Annotated in this window: 20 protein-coding genes; 14 read left to right on the top strand and 6 right to left on the bottom strand. The window is 71.9% G+C overall.

All coding sequences use genetic code 11. The annotated features are described in order from the left end of the window. Positions 1-146 precede the first annotated feature (146 nt). The 6 genes from hemL to ccsB are packed head-to-tail and all read left to right on the top strand — an operon-like array spanning position 147 to position 6371. A complete protein-coding gene (hemL, locus tag Q9R13_RS11990; RefSeq protein WP_397219431.1) occupies positions 147-1580 on the top strand; it encodes a glutamate-1-semialdehyde 2,1-aminomutase in 1434 nt (477 codons plus the stop codon). After that, positions 1577-2272: a histidine phosphatase family protein gene (locus tag Q9R13_RS11985; protein WP_310961412.1), complete on the top strand. Its 696-nt coding sequence runs from the start codon at positions 1577-1579 to the stop codon at positions 2270-2272. Before hemL ends, Q9R13_RS11985 begins: the two co-directional genes overlap by 4 nt. Further along, complete coding sequence (locus Q9R13_RS11980; protein ID WP_310961411.1) at positions 2269-2904, top strand: TlpA disulfide reductase family protein; 636 nt, start codon at positions 2269-2271, stop codon at positions 2902-2904. The genes Q9R13_RS11985 and Q9R13_RS11980 overlap by 4 nt, the downstream gene beginning before the upstream one ends. Positions 2905-2927: 23 nt before the next feature. Beyond that, positions 2928-3668, top strand: coding sequence for a cytochrome c biogenesis CcdA family protein (locus Q9R13_RS11975; RefSeq protein WP_310965079.1), 741 nt, complete (start codon positions 2928-2930; stop codon positions 3666-3668). A 13-nt stretch (positions 3669-3681) separates the two neighbouring features. Beyond that, positions 3682-5403, top strand: a complete 1722-nt coding sequence (gene resB, locus Q9R13_RS11970; protein ID WP_310961410.1) for a cytochrome c biogenesis protein ResB — start codon at positions 3682-3684, stop codon at positions 5401-5403. Further along, positions 5400-6371 carry a c-type cytochrome biogenesis protein CcsB gene (gene ccsB, locus Q9R13_RS11965; protein ID WP_310961409.1) on the top strand — a complete coding sequence of 324 codons (972 nt, stop codon included), beginning with the start codon at positions 5400-5402 and terminating at the stop codon, positions 6369-6371. The genes resB and ccsB overlap by 4 nt, the downstream gene beginning before the upstream one ends. A gap of 130 nt (positions 6372-6501) precedes the next feature. Here the strand turns inward: ccsB and Q9R13_RS11960 are convergent, their stop codons facing one another. Further along, positions 6502-6711 carry a hypothetical protein gene (locus tag Q9R13_RS11960; protein ID WP_310961408.1) on the bottom strand — a complete coding sequence of 70 codons (210 nt, stop codon included), beginning with the start codon at positions 6709-6711 and terminating at the stop codon, positions 6502-6504. Positions 6712-6748: 37 nt separating this feature from the next. On the opposite strand from Q9R13_RS11960, the gene Q9R13_RS11955 reads away from it, so the two are divergent. Together Q9R13_RS11955 and cds1 are read left to right on the top strand one after the other, a co-directional pair. Further along, positions 6749-7024 (top strand): DUF4229 domain-containing protein, encoded by a 276-nt coding sequence (locus tag Q9R13_RS11955; RefSeq protein ID WP_310961407.1) that lies wholly within the window; start codon positions 6749-6751, stop codon positions 7022-7024. Between the two features lies 1 nt (position 7025). After that, complete coding sequence (gene cds1 / locus Q9R13_RS11950; protein ID WP_310961406.1) at positions 7026-8150, top strand: L-cysteine desulfhydrase Cds1; 1125 nt, start codon at positions 7026-7028, stop codon at positions 8148-8150. Here the strand turns inward: cds1 and Q9R13_RS11945 are convergent. Next, positions 8147-8281 carry a hypothetical protein gene (locus Q9R13_RS11945; protein WP_310961405.1) on the bottom strand — a complete coding sequence of 45 codons (135 nt, stop codon included), beginning with the start codon at positions 8279-8281 and terminating at the stop codon, positions 8147-8149. The genes cds1 and Q9R13_RS11945 overlap by 4 nt on opposite strands. A gap of 36 nt (positions 8282-8317) precedes the next feature. Further along, complete coding sequence (locus tag Q9R13_RS11940) at positions 8318-9247, bottom strand: 1,4-dihydroxy-2-naphthoate polyprenyltransferase (protein WP_310961404.1); 930 nt, start codon at positions 9245-9247, stop codon at positions 8318-8320. 48 nt (positions 9248-9295) lie between these two features. Between Q9R13_RS11940 and Q9R13_RS11935 the strand changes: the two genes are divergently transcribed. The 4 genes from Q9R13_RS11935 (at position 9296) to Q9R13_RS11920 (ending at position 13956) form a co-directional block, all read left to right on the top strand. Continuing rightward, complete coding sequence (locus tag Q9R13_RS11935; RefSeq protein ID WP_310961403.1) at positions 9296-10330, top strand: AMP-binding protein; 1035 nt, start codon at positions 9296-9298, stop codon at positions 10328-10330. Then, the gene (locus tag Q9R13_RS11930; RefSeq protein WP_310961402.1) at positions 10327-11283 is read left to right on the top strand and encodes an o-succinylbenzoate synthase; all 957 of its coding nucleotides are present in this window, start codon (positions 10327-10329) and stop codon (positions 11281-11283) included. Before Q9R13_RS11935 ends, Q9R13_RS11930 begins: the two co-directional genes overlap by 4 nt. Next, positions 11280-12944 carry a 2-succinyl-5-enolpyruvyl-6-hydroxy-3-cyclohexene-1-carboxylic-acid synthase gene (gene menD / locus Q9R13_RS11925; protein WP_310961401.1) on the top strand — a complete coding sequence of 555 codons (1665 nt, stop codon included), beginning with the start codon at positions 11280-11282 and terminating at the stop codon, positions 12942-12944. Before Q9R13_RS11930 ends, menD begins: the two co-directional genes overlap by 4 nt. A gap of 64 nt (positions 12945-13008) precedes the next feature. Beyond that, positions 13009-13956, top strand: a complete 948-nt coding sequence (locus tag Q9R13_RS11920; protein WP_310961400.1) for a helix-turn-helix transcriptional regulator — start codon at positions 13009-13011, stop codon at positions 13954-13956. On the opposite strand, the gene Q9R13_RS11915 is transcribed toward Q9R13_RS11920, so the two are convergent. Next, positions 13957-14724 (bottom strand): isocitrate lyase/PEP mutase family protein, encoded by a 768-nt coding sequence (locus tag Q9R13_RS11915; protein ID WP_310961399.1) that lies wholly within the window; start codon positions 14722-14724, stop codon positions 13957-13959. It abuts the gene before it with no gap. Between Q9R13_RS11915 and Q9R13_RS11910 the strand changes: the two genes are divergently transcribed. Continuing rightward, entirely contained in the window at positions 14723-16621 is a 1899-nt protein-coding gene (locus tag Q9R13_RS11910; RefSeq protein WP_310961398.1) for a Na+/H+ antiporter, read from the top strand. The two genes, Q9R13_RS11915 and Q9R13_RS11910, sit on opposite strands and share 2 nt — an antisense overlap. Before the next feature lie 9 nt (positions 16622-16630). Here the strand turns inward: Q9R13_RS11910 and Q9R13_RS11905 are convergent, their stop codons facing one another. Further along, a complete protein-coding gene (locus Q9R13_RS11905) occupies positions 16631-17869 on the bottom strand; it encodes a cytochrome P450 (protein ID WP_310961397.1) in 1239 nt (412 codons plus the stop codon). Positions 17870-17984: 115 nt separating this feature from the next. Between Q9R13_RS11905 and Q9R13_RS11900 the strand changes: the two genes are divergently transcribed. Further along, positions 17985-18611, top strand: a complete 627-nt coding sequence (locus tag Q9R13_RS11900) for an MBL fold metallo-hydrolase (RefSeq protein WP_310961396.1) — start codon at positions 17985-17987, stop codon at positions 18609-18611. A 136-nt stretch (positions 18612-18747) separates the two neighbouring features. Here the strand turns inward: Q9R13_RS11900 and Q9R13_RS11895 are convergent, their stop codons facing one another. After that, positions 18748-19989: an isochorismate synthase gene (locus tag Q9R13_RS11895; protein WP_310961395.1), complete on the bottom strand. Its 1242-nt coding sequence runs from the start codon at positions 19987-19989 to the stop codon at positions 18748-18750. Positions 19990-19992: the final 3 nt, after the last annotated feature.

The raw sequence follows: 19992 nt of genomic DNA, 5'->3' as shown, positions 1-19992 counted from the left end.
GGGGGGACAATGTCCGGGTGCCCGAGCAGTCCACCGACGAGTCGGCCGCCCGCTCAGCCCCCGCGGCCGGCGCCGATGCAGGCTCCCGGACCACGTCCTCGTCCGGGCAGTGGTTCGAGCGCGCGCGAGCGGTCACTCCGGGGGGCGTGAACTCCCCGGTCCGCGCCTTCACCGCCGTCGGCGGCACCCCGCGGTTCATCGCCTCGGCCAAGGGCGCCCGGCTGGTCGACGTGGACGGCAACGAGTACGTCGACCTGGTCTGCTCCTGGGGGCCGATGCTGCTGGGCCACGCCCATCCGAAGGTGCTCGCCCGGGTCTCCGAGGCGGTCGCCCGCGGCACGTCGTACGGCACCCCGACCGTGCCCGAGGTGGAGCTGGCCGAGGAGATCGTGTCCCGCACACCGGTCGAGCAGGTCCGCCTGGTGTCGTCGGGCACCGAGGCGACCATGTCGGCGATCCGGCTGGCGCGGGGCTTCACCGGACGCGACCTGGTGGTGAAGTTCGCCGGCTGCTACCACGGCCACGTCGACTCGCTGCTCGCCGAGGCCGGGTCGGGCCTCGCGACCCTTCGACAGGCTCAGGGCAGCGCCCTTCGAGGGGCTCAGGGCAGCGCCCTTCGAGAGGCTCAGGGCAGCGCCCTTCGAGAGGCTCAGGGCAGCGCCCTTCGAGAGGCTCAGGGCAGCGCCCTTCGACAGGCTCAGGGCAGCGCCCTTCGAGGGGCTCAGGGCAGCGCCCTCGCGGTGCCTGGCACCCCGGGGGTGCCGGCCGAGGCGACCCACGGCACGCTCGTGCTGCCCTACAACGACCGTGACGCGGTGACTGCGGCGTTCGCCGAGCACGGCGACCGGATCGCGTGCCTGATCACCGAGGCGTCGCCCGGCAACATGGGCGTGGTCCCGCCACACCCCGGCTTCAACGAGTTCCTCGCGCAGACCTGCGCGACGAACGGGGCGTTGTTCGTCAGCGACGAGGTGATGACCGGCTTCCGGGTCTCGCGCTCGGGCCAGTGGGGCCGCGACGGCGCGGTCGAGGGCTGGCGACCGGATCTGATGACCTTCGGCAAGGTGATGGGCGGCGGCTTCCCGGCTGCGGCCTTCGGTGGCCGGGCCGACGTGATGGCTTGCCTGTCCCCGGAGGGGCCGGTCTACCAGGCGGGCACGCTCTCGGGGAACCCGGTGGCCACCACCGCCGGGCTGACCACGCTGCGGCTGGCGACCGACGCCGTGTACGCCCGTGTCGACGAGGTCGCCACCCAGATCGGTGCCGCCGTGACCGCGGCCCTGACCGCGGCCGGCGTACCCCACCGGTTGCAGACGGCAGGCAACATGTTCAGCGTGTTCTTCACCGACGCCGCCGAGGTCACCGACTACGCCGGCGCCACGGACCAGGACCTCGACGCCTTCAAGGCCTTCTTCCACGCGATGCTCGACGGCGGTGTCTACCTGCCACCCAGCGCGTTCGAGGCGTGGTTCTGCTCGGCCGCGCACGACGACCGCGACATCCAGCAGGTGGTCGACGCCCTGCCCGCCGCCGCCCGGGCCGCCGCTGCGGCCAGTCGACCGAAGGCGGTCCTCAGATGACCGACGGGTCGGAGACCGGGACGACCGTCCACCTGCTGCGGCACGGAGAGGTGCACAACCCCGAGGGCATCCTCTACGGACGGGCCACCGGCTACCACCTCTCCGAGCGTGGCCGGGCGATGGCCGAGCGCGTCGCCGAGCGGGTCGGGGACCGCGACATCACCCACATCGTGTCCTCGCCGCTGGAGCGGGCCCAGGAGACCGCCGCCCCGCTCGCCGCGGTCCGTGGCGTCCAGGTCGGCACCGACGAGCGCCTGATCGAGTCGGAGAACTTCTTCGCCGGCAGGCCGTTCACGGTGCGCGACGGGCTGCTGCTCAACCCCGGCGCGTGGCGACGGCTCTGGAACCCGTTCCGCCCGTCGTGGGGTGAGCCGTACGCCGAGGTGGCGCAGCGGATGTGGGCGGCCGTGCTCGACGCCCGCGAAGAGGCCGAGGGGCACGAGGCCGTGCTGGTCTCCCACCAGCTGCCGATCTGGGTGACCCGGCTCCACGCCGAGCGTCGTCGCTTCCTGCACGACCCCCGCCGGCGCCAGTGCACGCTGTGCAGCATCACCTCCTTCGAGTTCACCGGCGACCGGCTGACCACGGTCAGCTACTCCGAGCCGGCCGGTGACCTGATCCCGGTCGCCGACCGGCGTGCGACCTTCTCGGCAGGCGGTGCGGACGACGGACCACACGAGCCGCTCCCGTGAGCCGCTCCCGCTTCACGCCGGTACGCCGGCTCGCCGCGTCGGCCCCTCCGCGCCCGGCCCGTGTCGTGGTGGCGGTGCTGCTCAGCGCACTGCTGGCCGGGGCGCTCTCGGCCTGCGGCGCCGAGGGCACCGGCGACAAGGGCTACGTGGACGGGCACGGAGTGATCACCGAACTGCCCCCCGCCCAGCGGCACCAGGTCGGGGCGATCTCGGGCGATCTCCTCGACGGAGGGCACTTCGACCTGGCCGACCACCGGGGCAAGGTCGTGGTCATCAACGTCTGGGGATCCTGGTGCGCGCCGTGCCGGGCCGAGGCACACGTGCTGGCCGCGGCGGCCGCGAAGCTGCGGCCCGAGGGCGTGCTGTTCGTGGGCATCAACACCCGGGACGCCAGCAAGGACAACGGCCGCGCCTTCGACCGCGCCTTCGGCATCGACTATCCGAGCATCTTCGACCCGTCCGGGCGCAACCTGCTGGCCTTCCATGGCGCCATCACGCCGAGCGCGATCCCGAGCACGATCGTCATCGACGGGCAGGGCCGGATCGCGGCGAGCGTGCTCGGCGAGCTCACCTCGAGCACGACGCTGGTCGACCTGGTCCACGACACGATCCGAGGGACGGTGCGCTCGTGATCCCCGCGCTGATCCCGCTCAGCCTGGGCCACTGGTTCCAGAGCACCGCGTTCGGCGGGTCGCTGGTGCTCGCCGTACCCGTGGCCGTGATCGCCGGGCTGGTGTCGTTCTTCAGCCCCTGCGTGGTGCCGCTGCTGCCCGGCTACCTGTCCTACATGACCGGGCTCTCCGGGGCCGACCTCGGTGCCGCTCGCCGCGGCCGGATGTTCGCCGGAGCGCTCCTCTTCGTGCTGGGCTTCTCGGTCGTGTTCGTGCTGATCGGCAGCGCCACCGGTGCGATCGGCGCTTGGCTCTTCCAGTACCAGCGCGAGCTCAAGGTGGTGCTGGGCTGCCTGACCATCCTCGTCGGCATCGTCTTCCTCGGTGCGCTGCCGGTGATGCAGCGCGACTTCCGGATCCACAAGGTGCCCGCCGTGGGGGTGGCCGCGGCACCGATGCTCGGGGTCCTCTTCGGGCTGGGCTGGACCCCGTGCCTGGGCCCGACCCTGACCGCGGTGATGTCGCTGGCGACCACCCAGGGCACGGTCGGACGCGGGATGGCGCTGAGCCTGTTCTACTGCCTTGGCCTGGGGCTCCCGTTCATCGTCGCGGCGCTCGCCTATCGGCGGATGCTCGGCGCGATCCGGTGGGTCCGCCGCCACCAGCAATGGGTCACCCGGGTCGGTGGCGTGATGCTGATCGTCGTCGGGCTGCTGCTGGTCACCGGCTGGTGGGACGTGGCCGTCTCCCACCTGCGCTACTCCGGCTTCACGGCGGGGGTGTGAGGTGGGTCCCGAGATGAGCACCGACGAGATCGAGCAGATCGACCCGCCGAGCGAGGACCTGGGCCCCGGCGCGGCGTCCAAGCGGCCGCCGGAGTCGACCACCGGGCAGTTGCGGGCGCTGTCCCCGGTCGAGCTGATGCGGTGGACCTGGCGCCAGCTCACCTCGATGCGTACGGCGCTGCTGCTGCTCTTCCTGGTCGCCCTGGCGGCGATCCCGGGATCCGTCGTGCCGCAGGAGAACGTCGACTCTGTGCTCACCTCGCAGTGGAAGCAGCAGCACACCACGCTGGCCCCCATCTACGACAAGCTCGGCCTGTTCCACGTCTTCAACTCGGTGTGGTTCGCTGCGATCTACCTGCTGCTGGTGATCTCGTTGCTCGGGTGCATCGTGCCGCGCCTGGGCGTCTACTGGCGCGGCCTGCGCGCGAAGCCCCCGGGCCCTCCGCGCAACCTGCGTCGGCTGCCGGCCCACGCCGAGGCCGTCGCTGCCGACTCCAGTCCCCAGGCCGTCCTGGACGTCGCGGAGGCCGCATTGCGCCGTCGCCGGTTCCGCACGGTCCGCCACGACGACGCGGTGTCCGCGGAGCGGGGCTACCTTCGCGAGGCCGGCAACCTGCTCTTCCACCTGTCGGTGCTCCTGGTCCTGGCCGGGGTGGCGATCGGCGGCCTCTTCGGCTACCAGGGCGGCGTGATCGTGGTGACCGGGCACGGATTCACCAACTCGCTGAGCCAGTACGACGACTTCAAGGCCGGGACGTTCTTCACGCCCTCGCGGCTGGCGCCGTTCTCGTTCACGGTGCACAACTTCGACGTGAACTTCATCCGCAGTGGCCGCGAGGCCGGGATGGCGCACAAGTTCTCCGCCGCGATGAGCTATCGCACCACCCAGGACGGCCCGGTACGACGGGCCGACATCTCGGTGAACCATCCGCTGACCATCGACGGCACCTCGGTCTACCTGATCAGCCACGGCTACGCCCCGCACATCACCGTGCGCGACGGCAAGGGACACGTGGTGCAGTCCGGGCCGGTCGTCTTCATGCCGGAGGACGACACGTTCCGGTCCTTCGGCGTGGTCAAGGTGCCGGACGCGCAGGCTCGTGACGGCAGGCCCGAGCAGATCGGGCTCGAGGGCGAGTTCTACCCGACGTACGCCTTCACCGACGCCACCGGACCGTTCTCGGCCTTCCCCGACGACAAGAACCCCGCCCTCTCGATGCTCGCCTACACCGGCGACCTCGGCCTGGACTCGGGACGGCCGCAATCGGTCTACAGCCTGGACAAGGCGGGCCTGAAGCCGATCAAGCAGGCCAACGGCAAGCCGCTGCGGATCGACCTGATGCTCGGCCACACCGTGCTGCTGCCCCACGGGATGGGCTCGGTCACCTTCGACGGGGTCAGCCGCTACGTCAAGCTCCAGGTCAGCCGGTCGCCGGCGGACTGGCTGGCCCTGCTCGGGATGGTGCTCGGGCTGACCGGGCTGCTGGGGTCGCTGTTCATCCGGCCGCGCCGGCTCTGGGTGCGGGTCCGGCCCGCCGACGGGGGCGACGGGTCGGGCGGGGACGGGTCCGGAGTCCGGCGTACCCTCGTGGAGGTGGCCGGCCTCGACCGGACCTCCGGCGGGGATCTCGTCGGGGAGATCGAGGCCCTCGCGGGTCGGCTCGGCACCCCGCCGAGCAGTCGAGCAGCCGAGGACGGCCCGGCCGCTCCCGGCACTGAGGAGGATCCAGCATGAGCCACGACGCGTTCGAGGTGCTGAGCAACCAGGCCGTTGCTGCCTGCGCAGTCGTCTACTTCCTCGCGGTGCTCGCGCACCTGTGGCAGTGGGCGCTTCTCCGGCGGGTGGCCCCCGCTCAGGTCTCGGCCCAGGTGCCCGCGATGGCGGCAGCGGGCGGAGGCTCCGACGACGCACCGGCGCCGGTGCTCGCTGCGGGCGGTGCCGACGAGGAGCGCGCCGGGCTGTTCGGCCGGATCGGGGTCGCGCTGACGGTGGTGGCGGTGACGATCCACTTCGTCGCGGTCATCTCCCGCGGTCTCGCGGCGAACCCGGTCCGGGTCCCCTGGGGCAACATGTACGAGTTCACCCTGACCGCCACGTTCGTGGTGGGGCTGGCCTACCTGCTGCTCTACCGCAAGTTCGACCTCGACTGGCTGTCGCCGGTGGTGACCGCGTTCATCCTGATCACGCTGATGGTCGACGTGCTGCTGCTCTACAGCCCCGTCGTGCCGCTGCGCGACGCGCTCCAGTCACCCTGGCTGGTGATCCACGTGGTAGCCGCGATCCTGGCCACCGGCGCCTTCACGATCGGCGGGATGGCCTCGGCGCTGTACCTGATCAAGGAGCGGTGGCCGCACAGCCGCCCGGGCGGCTTTATCGCCCGGCTGCCCCAGCTCGAAGGGCTGGACCGGCTGGCCTACCGCACCCATGCGTTCGCCTTCCCGGTGTGGACCTTCGCTGCGCTGATCGCCGGCCCGATCTGGGCGCAGCACGCCTGGGGCAAGTACTGGAACTGGGACCCCAAGGAGGTGTGGGCGTTCATCACCTGGGTGGTGTACGCCGCCTATCTCCACGCCCGCGCCACCGCCGGCTGGAAGGGCAAGGCGGCCGCGATCGTCGCCCTGATCGGCCTGGCCACCTTGTGGTTCAACTTCATCGGGATCAACTTCTTCTTCGGCTCCGGGAGCATGCACTCCTACGCCTGACCCGCCCCCCGGACCCGCCGAGTGGTCCCTTATTGCGCGCGAGTGGTCACTTATTGCGCGCGAGTGGTCACTTATTGCGCGCGAGTGGTCACTGATGGCGCCTCTGGTCTGGTACGCCGGACGCGCCGGGCTACGGACCGTCGCGCCGACGCCGATCGAGCTCGCGGAGGAACTCCTCATCGTCGTCGGGCCCGAGCGGACCGCGCGGCCCCTGCGGAGCGCGTCGGCGCGGGCCACCGGACCGGTCCTCGTCGCCGGCGCCAGCGCGTCGATCGAGCGCCCAGAAGATGACGTAGAGCGCTGCCGCGAGGATCAGCAGCCATACGAGCAACCGGAGCACACGCACAGCGTAGTCCGCGAGCACGTATCCTTGGGGCGTGAAGGACTTCCTCGTCTACACCGCGCTGCGGATCCTGATGTTCGTGGTCTGCTATGCCGTGTTCGCCGGCCTGTGGACCCTCATCTGGGGTGACAGCGGTGCGGCGTACATCTGGCCCTTCGTCGCCGCCGCGGTCGTCTCGTCGTTGCTGGCGCTGAAGTACCTCCAGGGCCCGCGGGAGCGGTTCGCCCGCCGGGTCGAGGAGCGGGCGGCACGGGCCACCGCGAAGTTCGAGGAGATGCGCTCGCGCGAGGACGCCGACCAGGGAGCCTGACGTGCGCGAGGAACGCGAGGGCTGCTGTCGTTCGGCTCGTGCCGAGGGCAGCGGGCGTGGCTGGCTCGCCGAGGCGGTACGACGCGTCGAGGCGGACGCCAACCGCTCGGCCGACACCCACCTGCACGTCTTCCCGCTCCCCGAGGACTGGGGCATCGACCTCTACCTCAAGGACGAGTCGGTCCACCCGACCGGTTCGCTGAAGCACCGGCTGGCCCGGTCGCTGTTCCTCTACGCGCTGTGCAACGGATGGATCCACGAGGACTCGACGATCATCGAGGCGTCGTCGGGATCGACCGCCGTCTCCGAGGCGTACTTCGCCCGGCTGATCGGGCTGCCCTTCGTCGCGGTGATGCCGGCTGCGACCTCGCCGGAGAAGATCGCACTCATCGAGTTCCACGGGGGCTCCTGTCACCTCGTCGACGACCCCGGCACCATCTACGACGAGGCGCGACGGCTGGCCGACGAGACCGGCGGCCACTACATGGACCAGTTCACCTACGCCGAGCGCGCCACCGACTGGCGCGGCAACAACAACATCGCCGAGTCGATCTTCGATCAGCTCGCCCGCGAGCGGCACCCGGTGCCCCGCTGGGTCGTGGTGGGCGCCGGCACCGGCGGCACCTCCGCGACCATCGGCCGCTATCTGCGCTACCAGCGCCACGACACGTCGCTGTGCGTCGTCGACCCGGAGAACTCCGCGTTTTTCGAGGGCTGGTGCGCCGACGACCCGTCGTACACCACCGGCAGAGGCTCGCGCATCGAGGGCATCGGCCGGCCCCGGGTCGAGCCGTCGTTCCTGCCGGCGGTCGTCGACGCGATGATCGCCGTACCCGACGCCGCCTCGATCGCCGCGGCCCGCTGGACCACCGAGGTCACCGGCCGAAAGGTCGGCGGCTCGACGGGTACGTCGATGTGGGGTGCGCTGCACCTGATCGCGCAGATGCTCCGGAACGGCGAGACCGGGTCGGTGGTGACTCTGCTCTGCGACGGTGGGGAGCGCTACGCGCACACCTACTACGACGACGGCTGGCTGGCCGAGCACGGGTTGGACATCGCGCCGTACCTCGCGACGCTGGAGAAGTTCCGCGCCAGCGGCGAGTGGGTGGAGCCGGTCGGGAGTTAGCGGTTCCTGCGGCCGAGCTGCCGCTGGATGCGCGACTCCGGCTGGCCGAGCACACGGGCCAGTAGCGGCACCCGGAAGACGTAGAGCACTGCGCACACCGCGAGGATGGCGAGCAGGATCAGGAACCACATGTCTCCAGTGTGCCCCACAGGGCCTGGGACCATGTGTCAGCGGGCGACGAGCAGCCCGATGAACGCCCCCGCGGCATAGAGCAGCTCGCCCGCGCCGGTCCCCGCCAGCACCGGCACCAGCCCCGGCCCCGAGGCGCCACGCAGCACGGTTCGCGAGGCGCGACCGAGCGGCACCAGTGCCACCAGACCGACCAGTGCTGCGAGGGTGGTGGCGAGGGCGACCAGGACCAGCATCACCACGGCGACCAGCACGAGCCCGACGTACAGCCGTCGGGTCCGACGATCACCGAGTACGACGGCCAGGGTGCGCTTGCCGACCTCGCGGTCGGTCGGGATGTCGCGCAGGTTGTTCGCGACCAGGATCGCGCATGCCAGCGCGCCCACCCCGACGGCGGCCCACCAGGCTGACGGCCACACCGAGAAGTGCATCCCGGCAGGCAGCGGGTCGTAGGCGAACCACCCGTTGACGTGGTGGTGTACCTGCACGTACACGGTGCCCAGCACGGCCACCAGCCCGAAGAACACGAAGACCATCAGCTCGCCCAGCCCGAGGTAGCCGTAGGGCTTCGAGCCGCCGGTGTAGAACCATGCCGCAAGGATCGACAGCGCCCCGACGGCCACCAGCCACCACGCGGTCGTGGCCGCCAGCACCAGGCCGACGGCCGCCGCCAGCGCGAGCGTGCCCAGCGCGGCGCGCTTCACCGCGGCGGCAGTGGCGGCGCCGGAGCCGACCAGCCGCATCGGCCCGACGCGGTCGTCGTCGGTGCCGCGGACCCCGTCGGAGTAGTCGTTGGCGTAGTTCACCCCGACCTGCAGCAGCAGGCTGACGAGCAGTGCCAGGGCAGCCTTCCACCACACCTCGAGATCGAAGTACGCCGCCACCGCCGTACCGGCGAGGACCGGGGCGATAGCGGCCGGCAGGGTGCGGGGTCGCGCGCCGGAGACCCATTGGGCAGGTGTGGCCACGAGGGATGAACCTACAGCGCCCAGAGCGATGGCCTAGCGTTGCCCGACGTGAGCAGCCTGCGCCCGGTGTCCGGCACTGCCGAGGAGATCCTCGCGCTGCTCCGGGAGTGGGACGCCGCGACCGATCCGGATCCGCTGGTGATCGCTACCTCCGGCTCCACCGGCCAGCCGAAGCGCGTGGTGCTGTCCCGGGACGCGGTGCGGGCCTCGGCGCTGGCCACCCACGAGCGGCTCGGCGGGCCGGGCCGGTGGGTGTTGAATCTGCCCGCGACCTATGTGGCCGGGCTGCAGGTGCTCTACCGATGCGTGGTCGCCGGCGTCGAGCCGGTGCTCTACGCCGACAGCTGGCGGGTGACGCTGGAGCCGGTGAGCGGACGGTCGTACGTGTCGCTGGTCCCCACCCAGCTGGCGCGGCTGCTGCACGACGAGTCGCTGGCCGGGGAGGTGGCGTCGCTGGCGGGCTGCAGCGCCGTACTCATCGGTGGCGGGCCGTTGGACCCGCACGTGCGCGCCCAGGCCGAGGCACGGGGGCTGCGGGTCGTGCAGACCTACGGGATGAGCGAGACCTGCGGTGGCTGCGTGTACGACGGCCGCCCGCTGGCCGGCGCCGAGGTGCGGATCGACGAGGGCCACGTGCTGGTGCGCGGCCCGATGCTCTTCGACGGCTACCAGGGCGAGCCCGAGCGCACCGCGGCAGCCCTGCGGGAAGGCTGGCTGGTCACCAACGACCTGGGGCACTGGGACGAGCAGGGCCGGCTGCGCATCGACGGCCGGGTCGACGACGTGATCATCAGCGGCGGCGTGAAGGTGCCGGCCGGGGCGGTGGCCGCCGCGGTCGCCCGACTCACCGCCGTGGTGGGAGTCGAGGTCGTCGGGGCGGCCGACGAGGAGTGGGGCGAGCGCGTGGTCGCGGTGGTCACGGCCCGGGACCCGCTCTCGCTGGCGGCGGTGCGCGAGGCCGTCGAGCCGCGGGCATGGGCTCCGCGGCAGCTGGTGGTGGTGCCGGAGCTCCCGCGGCTGCCCAACGGCAAGCCCGACCGGTTGGCGATGCGCCGGCTGGCCGAGCAGGAGTGGTCGGGATGACCGAGGTGTTCTCGATCCCGCTGCGGACCCGGTTCCGCGGCATCACCGTGCGTGAGGGGATGCTGCTCCGGGGCGATGCCGGCTGGGGTGAGTTCAGCCCCTTCCTGGAGTACGACGCGGCCACGTCCGCTGGCTGGCTGGCCTGCGCCCGCGAGGCCGCCGACCTCGGCTGGCCGGCCCCGGTGCGCGACTCCGTCCCGGTCAACGTGACCGTCCCGGCGTGTCCGCCCGACGAGGCCGTCGCGATCGTGCGGCGGTCCCAGGGCTGTCGGACGGCGAAGGTCAAGGTTGCCGAGCGGGGCCAGTCGGTCGCCGAGGACCAAGCCCGGCTCGAGGCCGTCCGCGAGGCCATCGGGCCCGCCGGGCTGGTGCGGGTGGACGCCAACGGCGGCTGGTCCGTCGATGAGGCGATCACCCGGATCCCCTTGCTGGACAGGGCAGCGGGCGGTCTGGAGTACGTCGAGCAGCCGTGTGCCGAGGTCGAGGAGCTGGCCGTCGTACACCGCAGGGTCGGCGTACCCATCGCCGCCGACGAGTCCATCCGCCGGGCCGTCGATCCCTACCGGGTCAGGGACCTGGCCGCTGCCGACATCGCGGTGCTCAAGGTGCAGCCGCTCGGCGGTGTCCGGGCGTGCCTGCGCATCGCCGAGGACATCGGGCTGCCCGTCGTGGTCTCGAGCGCGGTCGAGTCGAGCATCGGGATCGCGGCGGGGGTCGCGCTGGCGGCGGCCCTGCCTTCCCTCGAGCATGCCTGCGGGCTGGCGACCGTCCAACTGCTCACCGACGACGTCGTGGCCGACCCGTTGCTTCCCGTGGACGGTGCGCTGCCGGTGCGGCGCCCCGAGGTCGACGATGCCGCACTGGGTCGCGTCGTGGCCCCTCCCGACCGGGTGGCGCACTGGCGGGCCCGGCTGGCTGACGTCGAGGCCGTGCTGGAGGATCGTCGATCGTGAACCCGTCCACCGCCCTCGCCCGCTGGCTCGTCGACGCGCTCGTGGACCGCGGCGTCGCCCACGCGGTGCTCTGTCCGGGATCGCGCAACGCGCCGCTGTCGTTCGCGCTGGCCGCCCACCCCGGGATCACCTTGCACAGCCGCATCGACGAGCGCACCGCGGGCTTCCTCGCTCTGGGCATCGCCAAGACCTCCCGCCGTCCGGTGGCGGTGGTCACCACCTCGGGTACGGCGACCGCGAACCTGCACCCGGCCGTCCTCGAGGCCGCCCATGCCGGACTCACCCTGGTCGCGGTCACCGCCGACCGTCCCGCCGCCCTGCGCGGCACCGGCTCGAACCAGACCACCGACCAGGTACGGCTCTACGGCGACGCCGCTGCCTTCGCCGACCTGTCCGAACCCGATCCCGACGCGCTCTCCGCCGCCTGGCTCCCCGGCGGTCCGATCCACCTCAATGTCCAGCTCAACGACCCGCTGCTCCCACCCGCCCCCCGCGAGACGTCCCAAATCGTCGCCGAGACGTCCCATATCGCCGCCGAGTCGTCACAGATGGAGCCCTCTCCCACGGACCCAGGGCGACGCGACCAGCCCGGCCGCTCGGGCGAGCGTGAGGAGTCCGAGCAGGCCCGCACCGGACGCCTCGCACGCGGTCCGCGCACGGTGGTGGTCGCCGGCGACGATTCGGGGAACAGGGCCCGGCTGCTCGCCGAGTCGGCGGGCTGGCCACTGCTGGCCGAGCCGAGCAGCGGCTCGCGCAACGGCGCCACCCCGATCCGCAGCTACCGGCTGCTGCTCGGCACACCGCTCGCGGCACGCATCGAACGAGCGGTGGTGCTCGGCCACCCGACCCTGTCCCGTCCGGTGAGCCGGCTGCTGGCCCGCGAGGACGTCGAGGTGGTGTCGGTCCGCGCCCGGGGTCGCTGGCCGCAGCGCCCCTTCCCCGTCGCCGCTGAGTACGACGCGGTGGAGGTCACGCCCGGTGACGAGTCCAGCGGATGGCTCGAGGAGTGGCAGAGCGCCGACAGGGACCTCAGCAGGCGCATCGACGCCCTCGTGGCCGATCAGCCGGACCTCACGCCGTACGACGTCGCGGCGGAGGTCAACGCCGCCGTACCCCCCGGTGGCCTGTTGTACGTCGGCGCCAGCAGCCCGATCCGCGACCTGGACCTGATGGCCCGGCCCTACCGGGTGGGGGAGCGTCGCCTGGTGGTCGCCAACCGCGGGCTGGCCGGGATCGACGGCACCCTGAGCAGCGCGCTCGGGGCCGTGATCGGGCGGCCGCACACCACTCGGGCCATCGCCTATGTGGGTGACGTGACGTTCCTGCACGACCTCACCGGCCTCGTGGTCGGGCCGGACGAGCAACGCCCGGACCTGACCGTGGTGGTGGCCAATGATGACGGCGGCTCGATCTTCGCGACGCTCGAGCAGGGTGCGTCCGGCTATGCGGACCGGTACGACAAGCTCTTCGGCACCCCGCACGGCGTCGACCTGGCCGCCCTGTGCGGCGGCCTGCGGGTTCCGCACTGGCGGGTCACGGACCGGGCCGAGCTGGCTCACGCTCTGGCCAGCCCGAACGGCGGGATCGAGGTCGTCGAGGCCGTCGTCCGCCGGGACAACAGGCGCGAGCTCGACGAGGCGATCCGAGCTCTCGCCGGGTGAGGTTCGGGTCAGGGTGCGCAAGGATGATCAAGCAGGCAGCACCGCACCGCCGCAGGATCGGGGCATGACAACGGAAGTGGCGACCGACACCTTCACCGCGTTCGTCGACGTGCTCATCGCCGCACTCGACCCCTCGACGGGCTCGGCGCAGGCGAGTGGGCTGAGCGCTGAGGAGATCGCCGGCCGGCTGCACCTCTCCCGGTTCCACCTCGACCGGATCGTCAGCCAGACGGCTGGTGAGCCTCCGCGGAGGTTCCGCCGTCGGATCCTGCTGGAGCGCGCGGCGTACCGCCTGCTCTCGTCGGACCGCAGCATCCTCGACATCGCCGTCGAGGCCGGCTACGGCTCGCACGAGGCGTTCACCCGCGCGTTCGCCTCGGCGTACGGCGAGCCGCCGGCCGCCTGGCGCAGCCGGCCGCGGGAGATCCGGATCGAGGCGCCGAGCGGGGTGCACTTCCACCCACCGGGCAGCATCAGGCTGCCCTCGAGAGATGAGGTGACTGCGATGGAGCTGCTGACCCGGATGGTGGAGCACCACGTCTGGCTGACCGGGGAGATCCTGGCGCGGGCGACGAGGCTGACCGACGATCAGCTCGACGAGCCGATCCAGCTGAGCGTGGAGGACGATCCCGACCCCGCCTCGCTGCGTCGGCTGCTCTCCCGGCTGATCGGGCAGATGGGGATGTGGAACGCCGCGCTCGCGAACCGGGAGTACGACTGGTCGGTCGAGGAGCACGAGTCGCTCACCTCGATGCGACGCCGGCTGGCCGAGGAGGGTCCGACGTACCTGCGTCACGTGCACGAGGTCGTGGACGAGGGCCGCCTGGACGACACCTTCGTCGACGCGCTGTGCGATCCGGCCGAGGTGTTCACCTACGGCGGGATGATCGCGCACGTGCTCACCTTCGCCGCGCACCGGCGCACCCTGGCGGTGCTGGCCCTGGACCGGCACGGGATCACCGAGCTGGGTTGGGGCGACCCGATGCGCTGGGTCGCTGAGCCCGCCGGGTGATCAGCGGAGCGCTCGGGCCGCCTCGGTCCTGCCGGTGGCCGCGTCCGTCAGCCAGCCGGACCCTCCTGCCAGGAAGGCGCGGGCCGCGGTCGCGGCGGCCTTCCAGGTGGTCCAGGCCATCGCTCCACCGACGCTGATCCGGGCCACCCCGGCGTCGGCCAGCGCAGGTACCTCGAGCCCGGCGAGAAGGAGCACGTTGACCGGGCGCGGCACCTCGGCGACCAGGGTTCGGATCTCGTCGAGGTCGCGCATCCCGGGGGCGTAGAGCACGTCGGCGCCGGCCTCGGCGTAGGCCTGCAGCCGGGTGATCGCCTCGGACAGCGACGGCACGTCGTGCAGGTAGCCCTCGGCGCGTCCGGTCAGCACCAGCCCGGGTGCCGCCTCCCGGGCTGCGCCCACCCGCTCGGCCGCCTCCGCTGCCGAGAGCAGTTGCGTGCCGGACCAGTCCTCGAGGGACGCACCGGCCAGGCCCGACTCGGCAGCCCGTCGGTAGGTGAGCGCCAGGTCGTCGAGCGTCGTCGCGTAGCCCGCCTCGAGGTCCGCGGAGACGGGTACGTCGACCGCGGCCACCAGCCGAGCCGCATGGTCCAGCACCTCGTCGCGGGTCGCGGCGCCGTCGACGCGGCCGAGGGTGGCGGCGAAGCCCGAACTGGTGCTGGCGATCGCGCGTGCGCCGACGCTCTCGAGCAGGCGGGCCGAGCCGGGATCCCAAGCGTTCGGCAGCAGCAGCGGTTCACCGGGCACGTGCAGCGCGAGGAAGTCCTCCATGCGGGCATCCTCTCCCATCGGCCATGATGTGCGGGTGCATGCCGCCCTGGTCCTCGTCTGTCTGGCGGCTGCGGTGCTGGTGTTCACGGCGTCCGCGGAACGGGTCCGGATGCCCGCGCCGCTGCTGCTGATCGCGGTGGGCATCGCTGCGTCGTACATCCCCGGGATGCCGCAGCTGCAGCTCGGTCACGACGTGGTGCTGTTCGGGCTGCTGCCGCCGCTGCTGTACGCCGCCGCCCTGCAGACCTCCCTGGTGGACTTCAACGCCAACCGGCGGAGCATCCTGCTGTTGTCCATCGGCCTGGTGGTGTTCAGCACCGTCGGGGTGGCCTGGGTGGTGCACGAGATCCTGCCCGGCCTCCCGTGGCCGGCGAGCCTGGCGATCGGCGCGGTGGTGGCCCCGCCGGACGCCGTCGCCGCGACCGCGGTGGCACGGCGGATCGGCCTGCCCCGCCGGGTGGTCACCATCCTGGAGGGCGAGTCGCTGCTCAACGACGCGACCGCACTGGTCGCGCTGCGCACGGCGATCGCCGCGTTCGGCGGTGGGGTCCAGCTGTGGCGCGTCGGCGGTGACTTCTTCTGGGCCGCGGTCGGTGGCGTGCTCGCCGGGCTCGTCGTCTTCGTCTTCGTCGCCAAGGTGCGGCGGCACCTCACCGATCCGCCGGTGCTCGACACCGCGCTGTCCCTGGTGATCCCGTTCGCGGCCTACATGCTTGCCGAGTCGGTCCACGCCTCCGGGGTGCTCGGGGTCGTGGTCGCCGGCCTGCTGCTCGGCCACGAGGCACCGATCCTTCAGACCGCCCAGTCGCGGATCGCGGAGCGCACGAACTGGCGCACGATCGCCTTCCTGCTCGAGAACGCGGTGTTCCTGCTGATCGGCCTGCAGGCGCAGTGGATCGTGCACGACGTACGTCGAAGCGACCTGGGCACCGGTCGGATCATCACCGTCTGCGGGGCGACCCTGGTCGCGGTGATCGTGCTCCGAGTCGTCTGGGTGTTCGCAGCGCGGGCGCTCCTGGTCCGACCGGTACGCCGTGGCGGCCGGGTGCAGGCTCCCGTGCGCTCGACCTTCCTGATCTCGTGGGCCGGCATGCGTGGCGTGGTCACCCTGGCGGCAGCGTTCGTGATCCCGATCGAGACCCCGCACCGCGAGGTGCTCCTGCTGGTGGCCTTCACCGTCGTGGTCGGGACGCTCTTCTTGCAGGGTCTCTCGCTGCCCTGGATCGCTCGGGTCCTGCGGGTGCCGTCTCCGAGCGCGCGCAAGGACGCGCTCGCGCGGGCGAACCTGCTCCACCAGGCCTCGGCCGCCGGGCTCGAGGCGATCGACGAGTGCGACGACCCACACGGCGTCCGCGAGGTGATCCGGGACCGGATCGAGCGGCGCAGCTTCGCTGCCTGGGAGCAGGTCGGCAGCTCGGAGGCGGAGACGCCCAGCGAGGCCTACGCCCGGATTCGCCATGTGATGATCGATGCCGAGCGGGCACGCGTGCTGCAGGCGCGCAGCTCGGGTGACTACCCGCACGAGGTCGTCCAGGAGGTCCTCGGCATGTTGGACGTGGAGGAGTCGATGCTGGAGCACACCCGCGAGCAGCGCGAGCAGATGCGGACCGCGCTGGCCGAGGTCGCCGCTGAGGGGCACGGCGACTGCGAGCACCTGCGTCAGCCCCGTCCCGAGGTCGAGCCGCGGACGCCGGGGGAGTGCGAGGACTGCATGCGCGAGGGCAGCACCTGGGTGCACCTGCGGATGTGCCTCGACTGCGGACACGTCGGATGCTGCGATTCGTCCCCGCGTCGGCACGCCACCCACCACTTCGAGCAGAGCCGGCACCCGGTGATGCGCTCGGCCGAGCCCGGCGAGTCCTGGCGCTGGTGCTTCGTCGACGAGGTCACCGGTTAGGCGCCGCCCTCACCAGCCTGACGGCGTAGCGAGCGCGACCGGATCAGGCCGTCGCGTCTCGGGGGTGAACCTGATCGGGAACCTGATCGCGCCGGTGTTGCCCGAGACCGGCAGCCATTCGCCGGGTCCGTCGGGGCGGGCGTCGGGCATCCGCATCGCCAGCAGCGGCAGTGCGACGGCCATGTCGATGCGCGCCACGAAGTGGCCCAGGCAGTGGTGCACGCCGCCGCCGAAGCCCATGTGCATCGGCCGTGGCGACGTGATGTCGAAGCCGGTCTCCTCCATCGCGCGCGGGTCGGTGCCGGTGGCGTGCGAGAGCAGCTGCACGATGCCGCCCTTCGGGATCACCAGCCCGTTGATCTCGACGTCCTCGAGCGCCTCGCGGGTGATCCAGGTGACCGTCGGGTTCACCCGCATGATCTCCTCGACGGCGTTGCGGCCGAGCTCGGGACGCTCGCCGAGCAGCCGCCACTGGTCGGGGTGGGCGAAGAAGGTCTGCAGCGCGAGGGTCAGCTGGTTGCGGGTGGTCTCCATCCCGGCGAACACCAGGAACACCAGCGCGACGCCGAGCTCCTCGGCCGAGAGCCTCTCGGCCTGCTGCGCGGCGATGAGCTGGCTGACCAAGTCGTCGGTCGGGTGCGCCGTGCGGTCGGCGACCAATTGGTCGACGTACCCGTAGAGACCCGTCAGGGCCCCCTCGATCCTGGGCAGGTCGGCCTTGAGGTTGACCCCGAAGGACTTGCCCAGGTCGTCGGCCCAGTGCGCGACCTGGGACCACTCGCTGTCGGGCAGGCCGAGCAGTCCGCAGATGATCCGTGACGAGTACGGCTCGGCGAACTCGGAGACGAGCTCGACCTCTCCGCGCGCCGCGAAGCCATCGATCAGATCGGTGGCGATCCGCTGGAAGCGCGGTGCCATCGCGGCGACCGGCCGCTGCTTGAAGGCAGGGAAGAGCAGTCGCCGGATCCTGGTGTGGTCGGCGCCCTCCAGCGACAGCAGCACCTTGCCCCACCAGTCGTGGAACGGGCCGGTGTGCACGCCGTTCTGGTCGGGCCACCGGATCGTGCCCTGGCAGAACCGCCGGTCCTTCAGGATCGCGTTCGCCTCGGCGTACCGCAGCACGGCGAAGCCGTAGTTGGTGCGCACATACCAGTCGGCCTCGCGAGCCTCGTGCACCACCGGGGCGGTCACGTCGAAGCTCAGGTCGCCGAGGTCGAAGAAGCGGCCCTCGTCGGTGCTGGTCGTCATGCCTCATCGTCGCCGAGGCGCGGGTGCCGGCGGCAGCGCCGTCCAGAGATTGGCATCTCGGATCCGAGACGCCAGCGGTGTGATCGGTGGGTGTCGGGTCACTACCGTCGGGAGCATGAGGATCACCAAGTTCGGCCACGCCTGCGTCCGTGTCGAGTACGACGATCAGGCGGTGGTGCTCGACCCCGGGATGTTCACCGAGCCGGAGGCCGTCGACGGGGCCACCGCCGTACTCATCACGCACGAGCACCCCGACCACGTCCACGTGGACCACCTCAGGCGCACCGATGCGCCGATCTTCACCATCGCGGCGGTCGCGAACCAGCTCGCCGACGATCTGCGCGAGCGGGTCACCGTGGTCACGCCCGGCGCCTCGCTGGACGTCGGGCTGCCGGTCACCGTGGTCGGTGAGAAGCACGCGGTGATCCATCCCGAGCTGCCGCACTTCGACAACAGCGGCTACCTGCTGCACCTCGGCGAGGTGCTCGTGTTCCACCCGGGTGACGCGCTGACGGTCCCCGGCCAGGACATCGACGTACTGCTGCTGCCGGTCAGCGCGCCGTGGCTGAAGATCAGCGAGAGCATCGACTTCGCGCGTGAGGTCGGGGCGCCGCGCAACCTGGCGATCCACGATGCGGTCTACAGCGAGGCCGGTCTGGGCATCGCCGACGGGCACCTGGAACGGTTCCTGGGCGCGCGGCACCAGTCCTACACCCGGCTCGCCGCGGGCACAGACCTGTAGCGGGGCGGGTCACCGCTTCCTGCGACCCGCAGGTCTCGAGGGTCCGTGCACGTGTCGATCGCAGGGGGAGGCAGGGCGCGCCCGAGCACAGCGTCAATCGCGACGTCTCGCGCGCAATCTGGGACCACTCGGCGGATCAGGAGAGCGAGTCGCGCACCGGGACGAACTTGGCCTGGGACTCGGCCAGTTCGGCTTCGGGGTCGGAGCCGGCGACGATGCCGCAGCCGGCGAACAGCCGGACCCGGTCGCCGTCGAGCTCACCGGAGCGCAGCGCGATGCCGAACTCGCCGTCTCCGCGCGTGTCCATCCAGCCGACCGGTCCGGCATAGCGGCCGCGGTCCATGCCCTCGATCTCGGCGATCATCTCGACCGCGACCTTAGTCGGCGTCCCGCCCACGGCGGCGGACGGGTGCAGGGCGGCGGCGAGCTCGAGCACGTTGGCGCCGCTGTCGTGCGCCACCCCGGCGACGTCGGTGGCCAGGTGCATCACGTTGGGCAGGTGCAGCACGAACGGCGTCTCCGGCACGTTCATCGACGAGCAGTACGGCGCCAGCGCGTCCGCGACCGAGCGTACGGCGTACTCGTGCTCCTCGAGGTCCTTCGACGATCGGGCCAGGGTGGCCGCCAGGCGCAGGTCGTGCTCGTCGTCGCCGGTTCGGCGGATGGTGCCGGCCAGCACCCGAGAGGTGACCAGGCCCTTCTCTCTGCGGACCAGCATCTCCGGGGTCGCCCCGAAGAGCCCGTCGACGTGGAAGGTCCAGCACATCTCGTACTGCGCGGCGAGGCGGCGCAGCGGCCAGCGCACGTCGATGGGAGCGTCTGCGGTGGCGACCAGGTCACGGGCCAGCACCACCTTGTCCAGCTCGCCGGCGTTGAGGTGCAGGACCGCCTCCCACACCACTCCCTCCCACTCCGCGCCGCTGAGGGCGCCGTCGGCGAACATCAGGTTGCTGGGCGCCTCGGGGACGCCGTGGGGGCTGAGGTCCGGCAGCGCCTCGGGACTGGTGCCGATCGTGGTCATCCAGCTGCGCTCACCGCGCTTGCCGACGACGACCGACGGCACGATGAGGACCGAGTCTCCCGGGGAGTCGGCGAAGGCGAAGCTGCCGAGCGTGATCAGGCCGGTGCCCGGCACCGTGACCTCGTCGGCGACCGCCGCGACGCGGACCACCTCCCGCCACCAGGCGGAGGCATCGGCGAACCGGTCGACGCCGGCGCTGTCGAACCGCGCGGCCACGCCCCAGGCGACCAGGCCTCCGCCCTGGCGCAGCCAGGTCATCGGCTCATCGGCGGGGAGCAGCTCGACCAGGGGGCCTGGGTCGTCGATCTCGACGGTTCGAGCGACCAGTCGCGGAACGGTCGTCGCGTCGCTGGTCACGTC

It is taken from the genome of Nocardioides marmorisolisilvae (assembly GCF_031656915.1).
GTDB classification, from domain to species: Bacteria; Actinomycetota; Actinomycetes; order Propionibacteriales; family Nocardioidaceae; genus Marmoricola; species Marmoricola terrisoli.
The sequence above is the reverse complement of the archived record's forward strand: the minus strand, read 5'-3'. Positions and strand labels throughout refer to the sequence as shown.

What these genes read in the sequence shown, in the direction of transcription:
- Q9R13_RS11905 (WP_310961397.1), bottom strand. Translation starts at nt 17,869, where the DNA reads ATGACGACCAGCACCGACGAGGGCCGCTTCTTCGACCTCGGCGACCTG.
- Q9R13_RS11900 (WP_310961396.1), top strand. Translation starts at nt 17,985, where the DNA reads ATGAGGATCACCAAGTTCGGCCACGCCTGCGTCCGTGTCGAGTACGAC.
- Q9R13_RS11920 (WP_310961400.1), top strand. Translation starts at nt 13,009, where the DNA reads ATGACAACGGAAGTGGCGACCGACACCTTCACCGCGTTCGTCGACGTG.
- resB (WP_310961410.1), top strand. Translation starts at nt 3,682, where the DNA reads ATGAGCACCGACGAGATCGAGCAGATCGACCCGCCGAGCGAGGACCTG.
- Q9R13_RS11915 (WP_310961399.1), bottom strand. Translation starts at nt 14,724, where the DNA reads ATGGAGGACTTCCTCGCGCTGCACGTGCCCGGTGAACCGCTGCTGCTG.
- Q9R13_RS11985 (WP_310961412.1), top strand. Translation starts at nt 1,577, where the DNA reads ATGACCGACGGGTCGGAGACCGGGACGACCGTCCACCTGCTGCGGCAC.
- Q9R13_RS11930 (WP_310961402.1), top strand. Translation starts at nt 10,327, where the DNA reads ATGACCGAGGTGTTCTCGATCCCGCTGCGGACCCGGTTCCGCGGCATC.
- ccsB (WP_310961409.1), top strand. Translation starts at nt 5,400, where the DNA reads ATGAGCCACGACGCGTTCGAGGTGCTGAGCAACCAGGCCGTTGCTGCC.
- Q9R13_RS11945 (WP_310961405.1), bottom strand. Translation starts at nt 8,281, where the DNA reads ATGTGGTTCCTGATCCTGCTCGCCATCCTCGCGGTGTGCGCAGTGCTC.
- Q9R13_RS11910 (WP_310961398.1), top strand. Translation starts at nt 14,723, where the DNA reads ATGCGGGCATCCTCTCCCATCGGCCATGATGTGCGGGTGCATGCCGCC.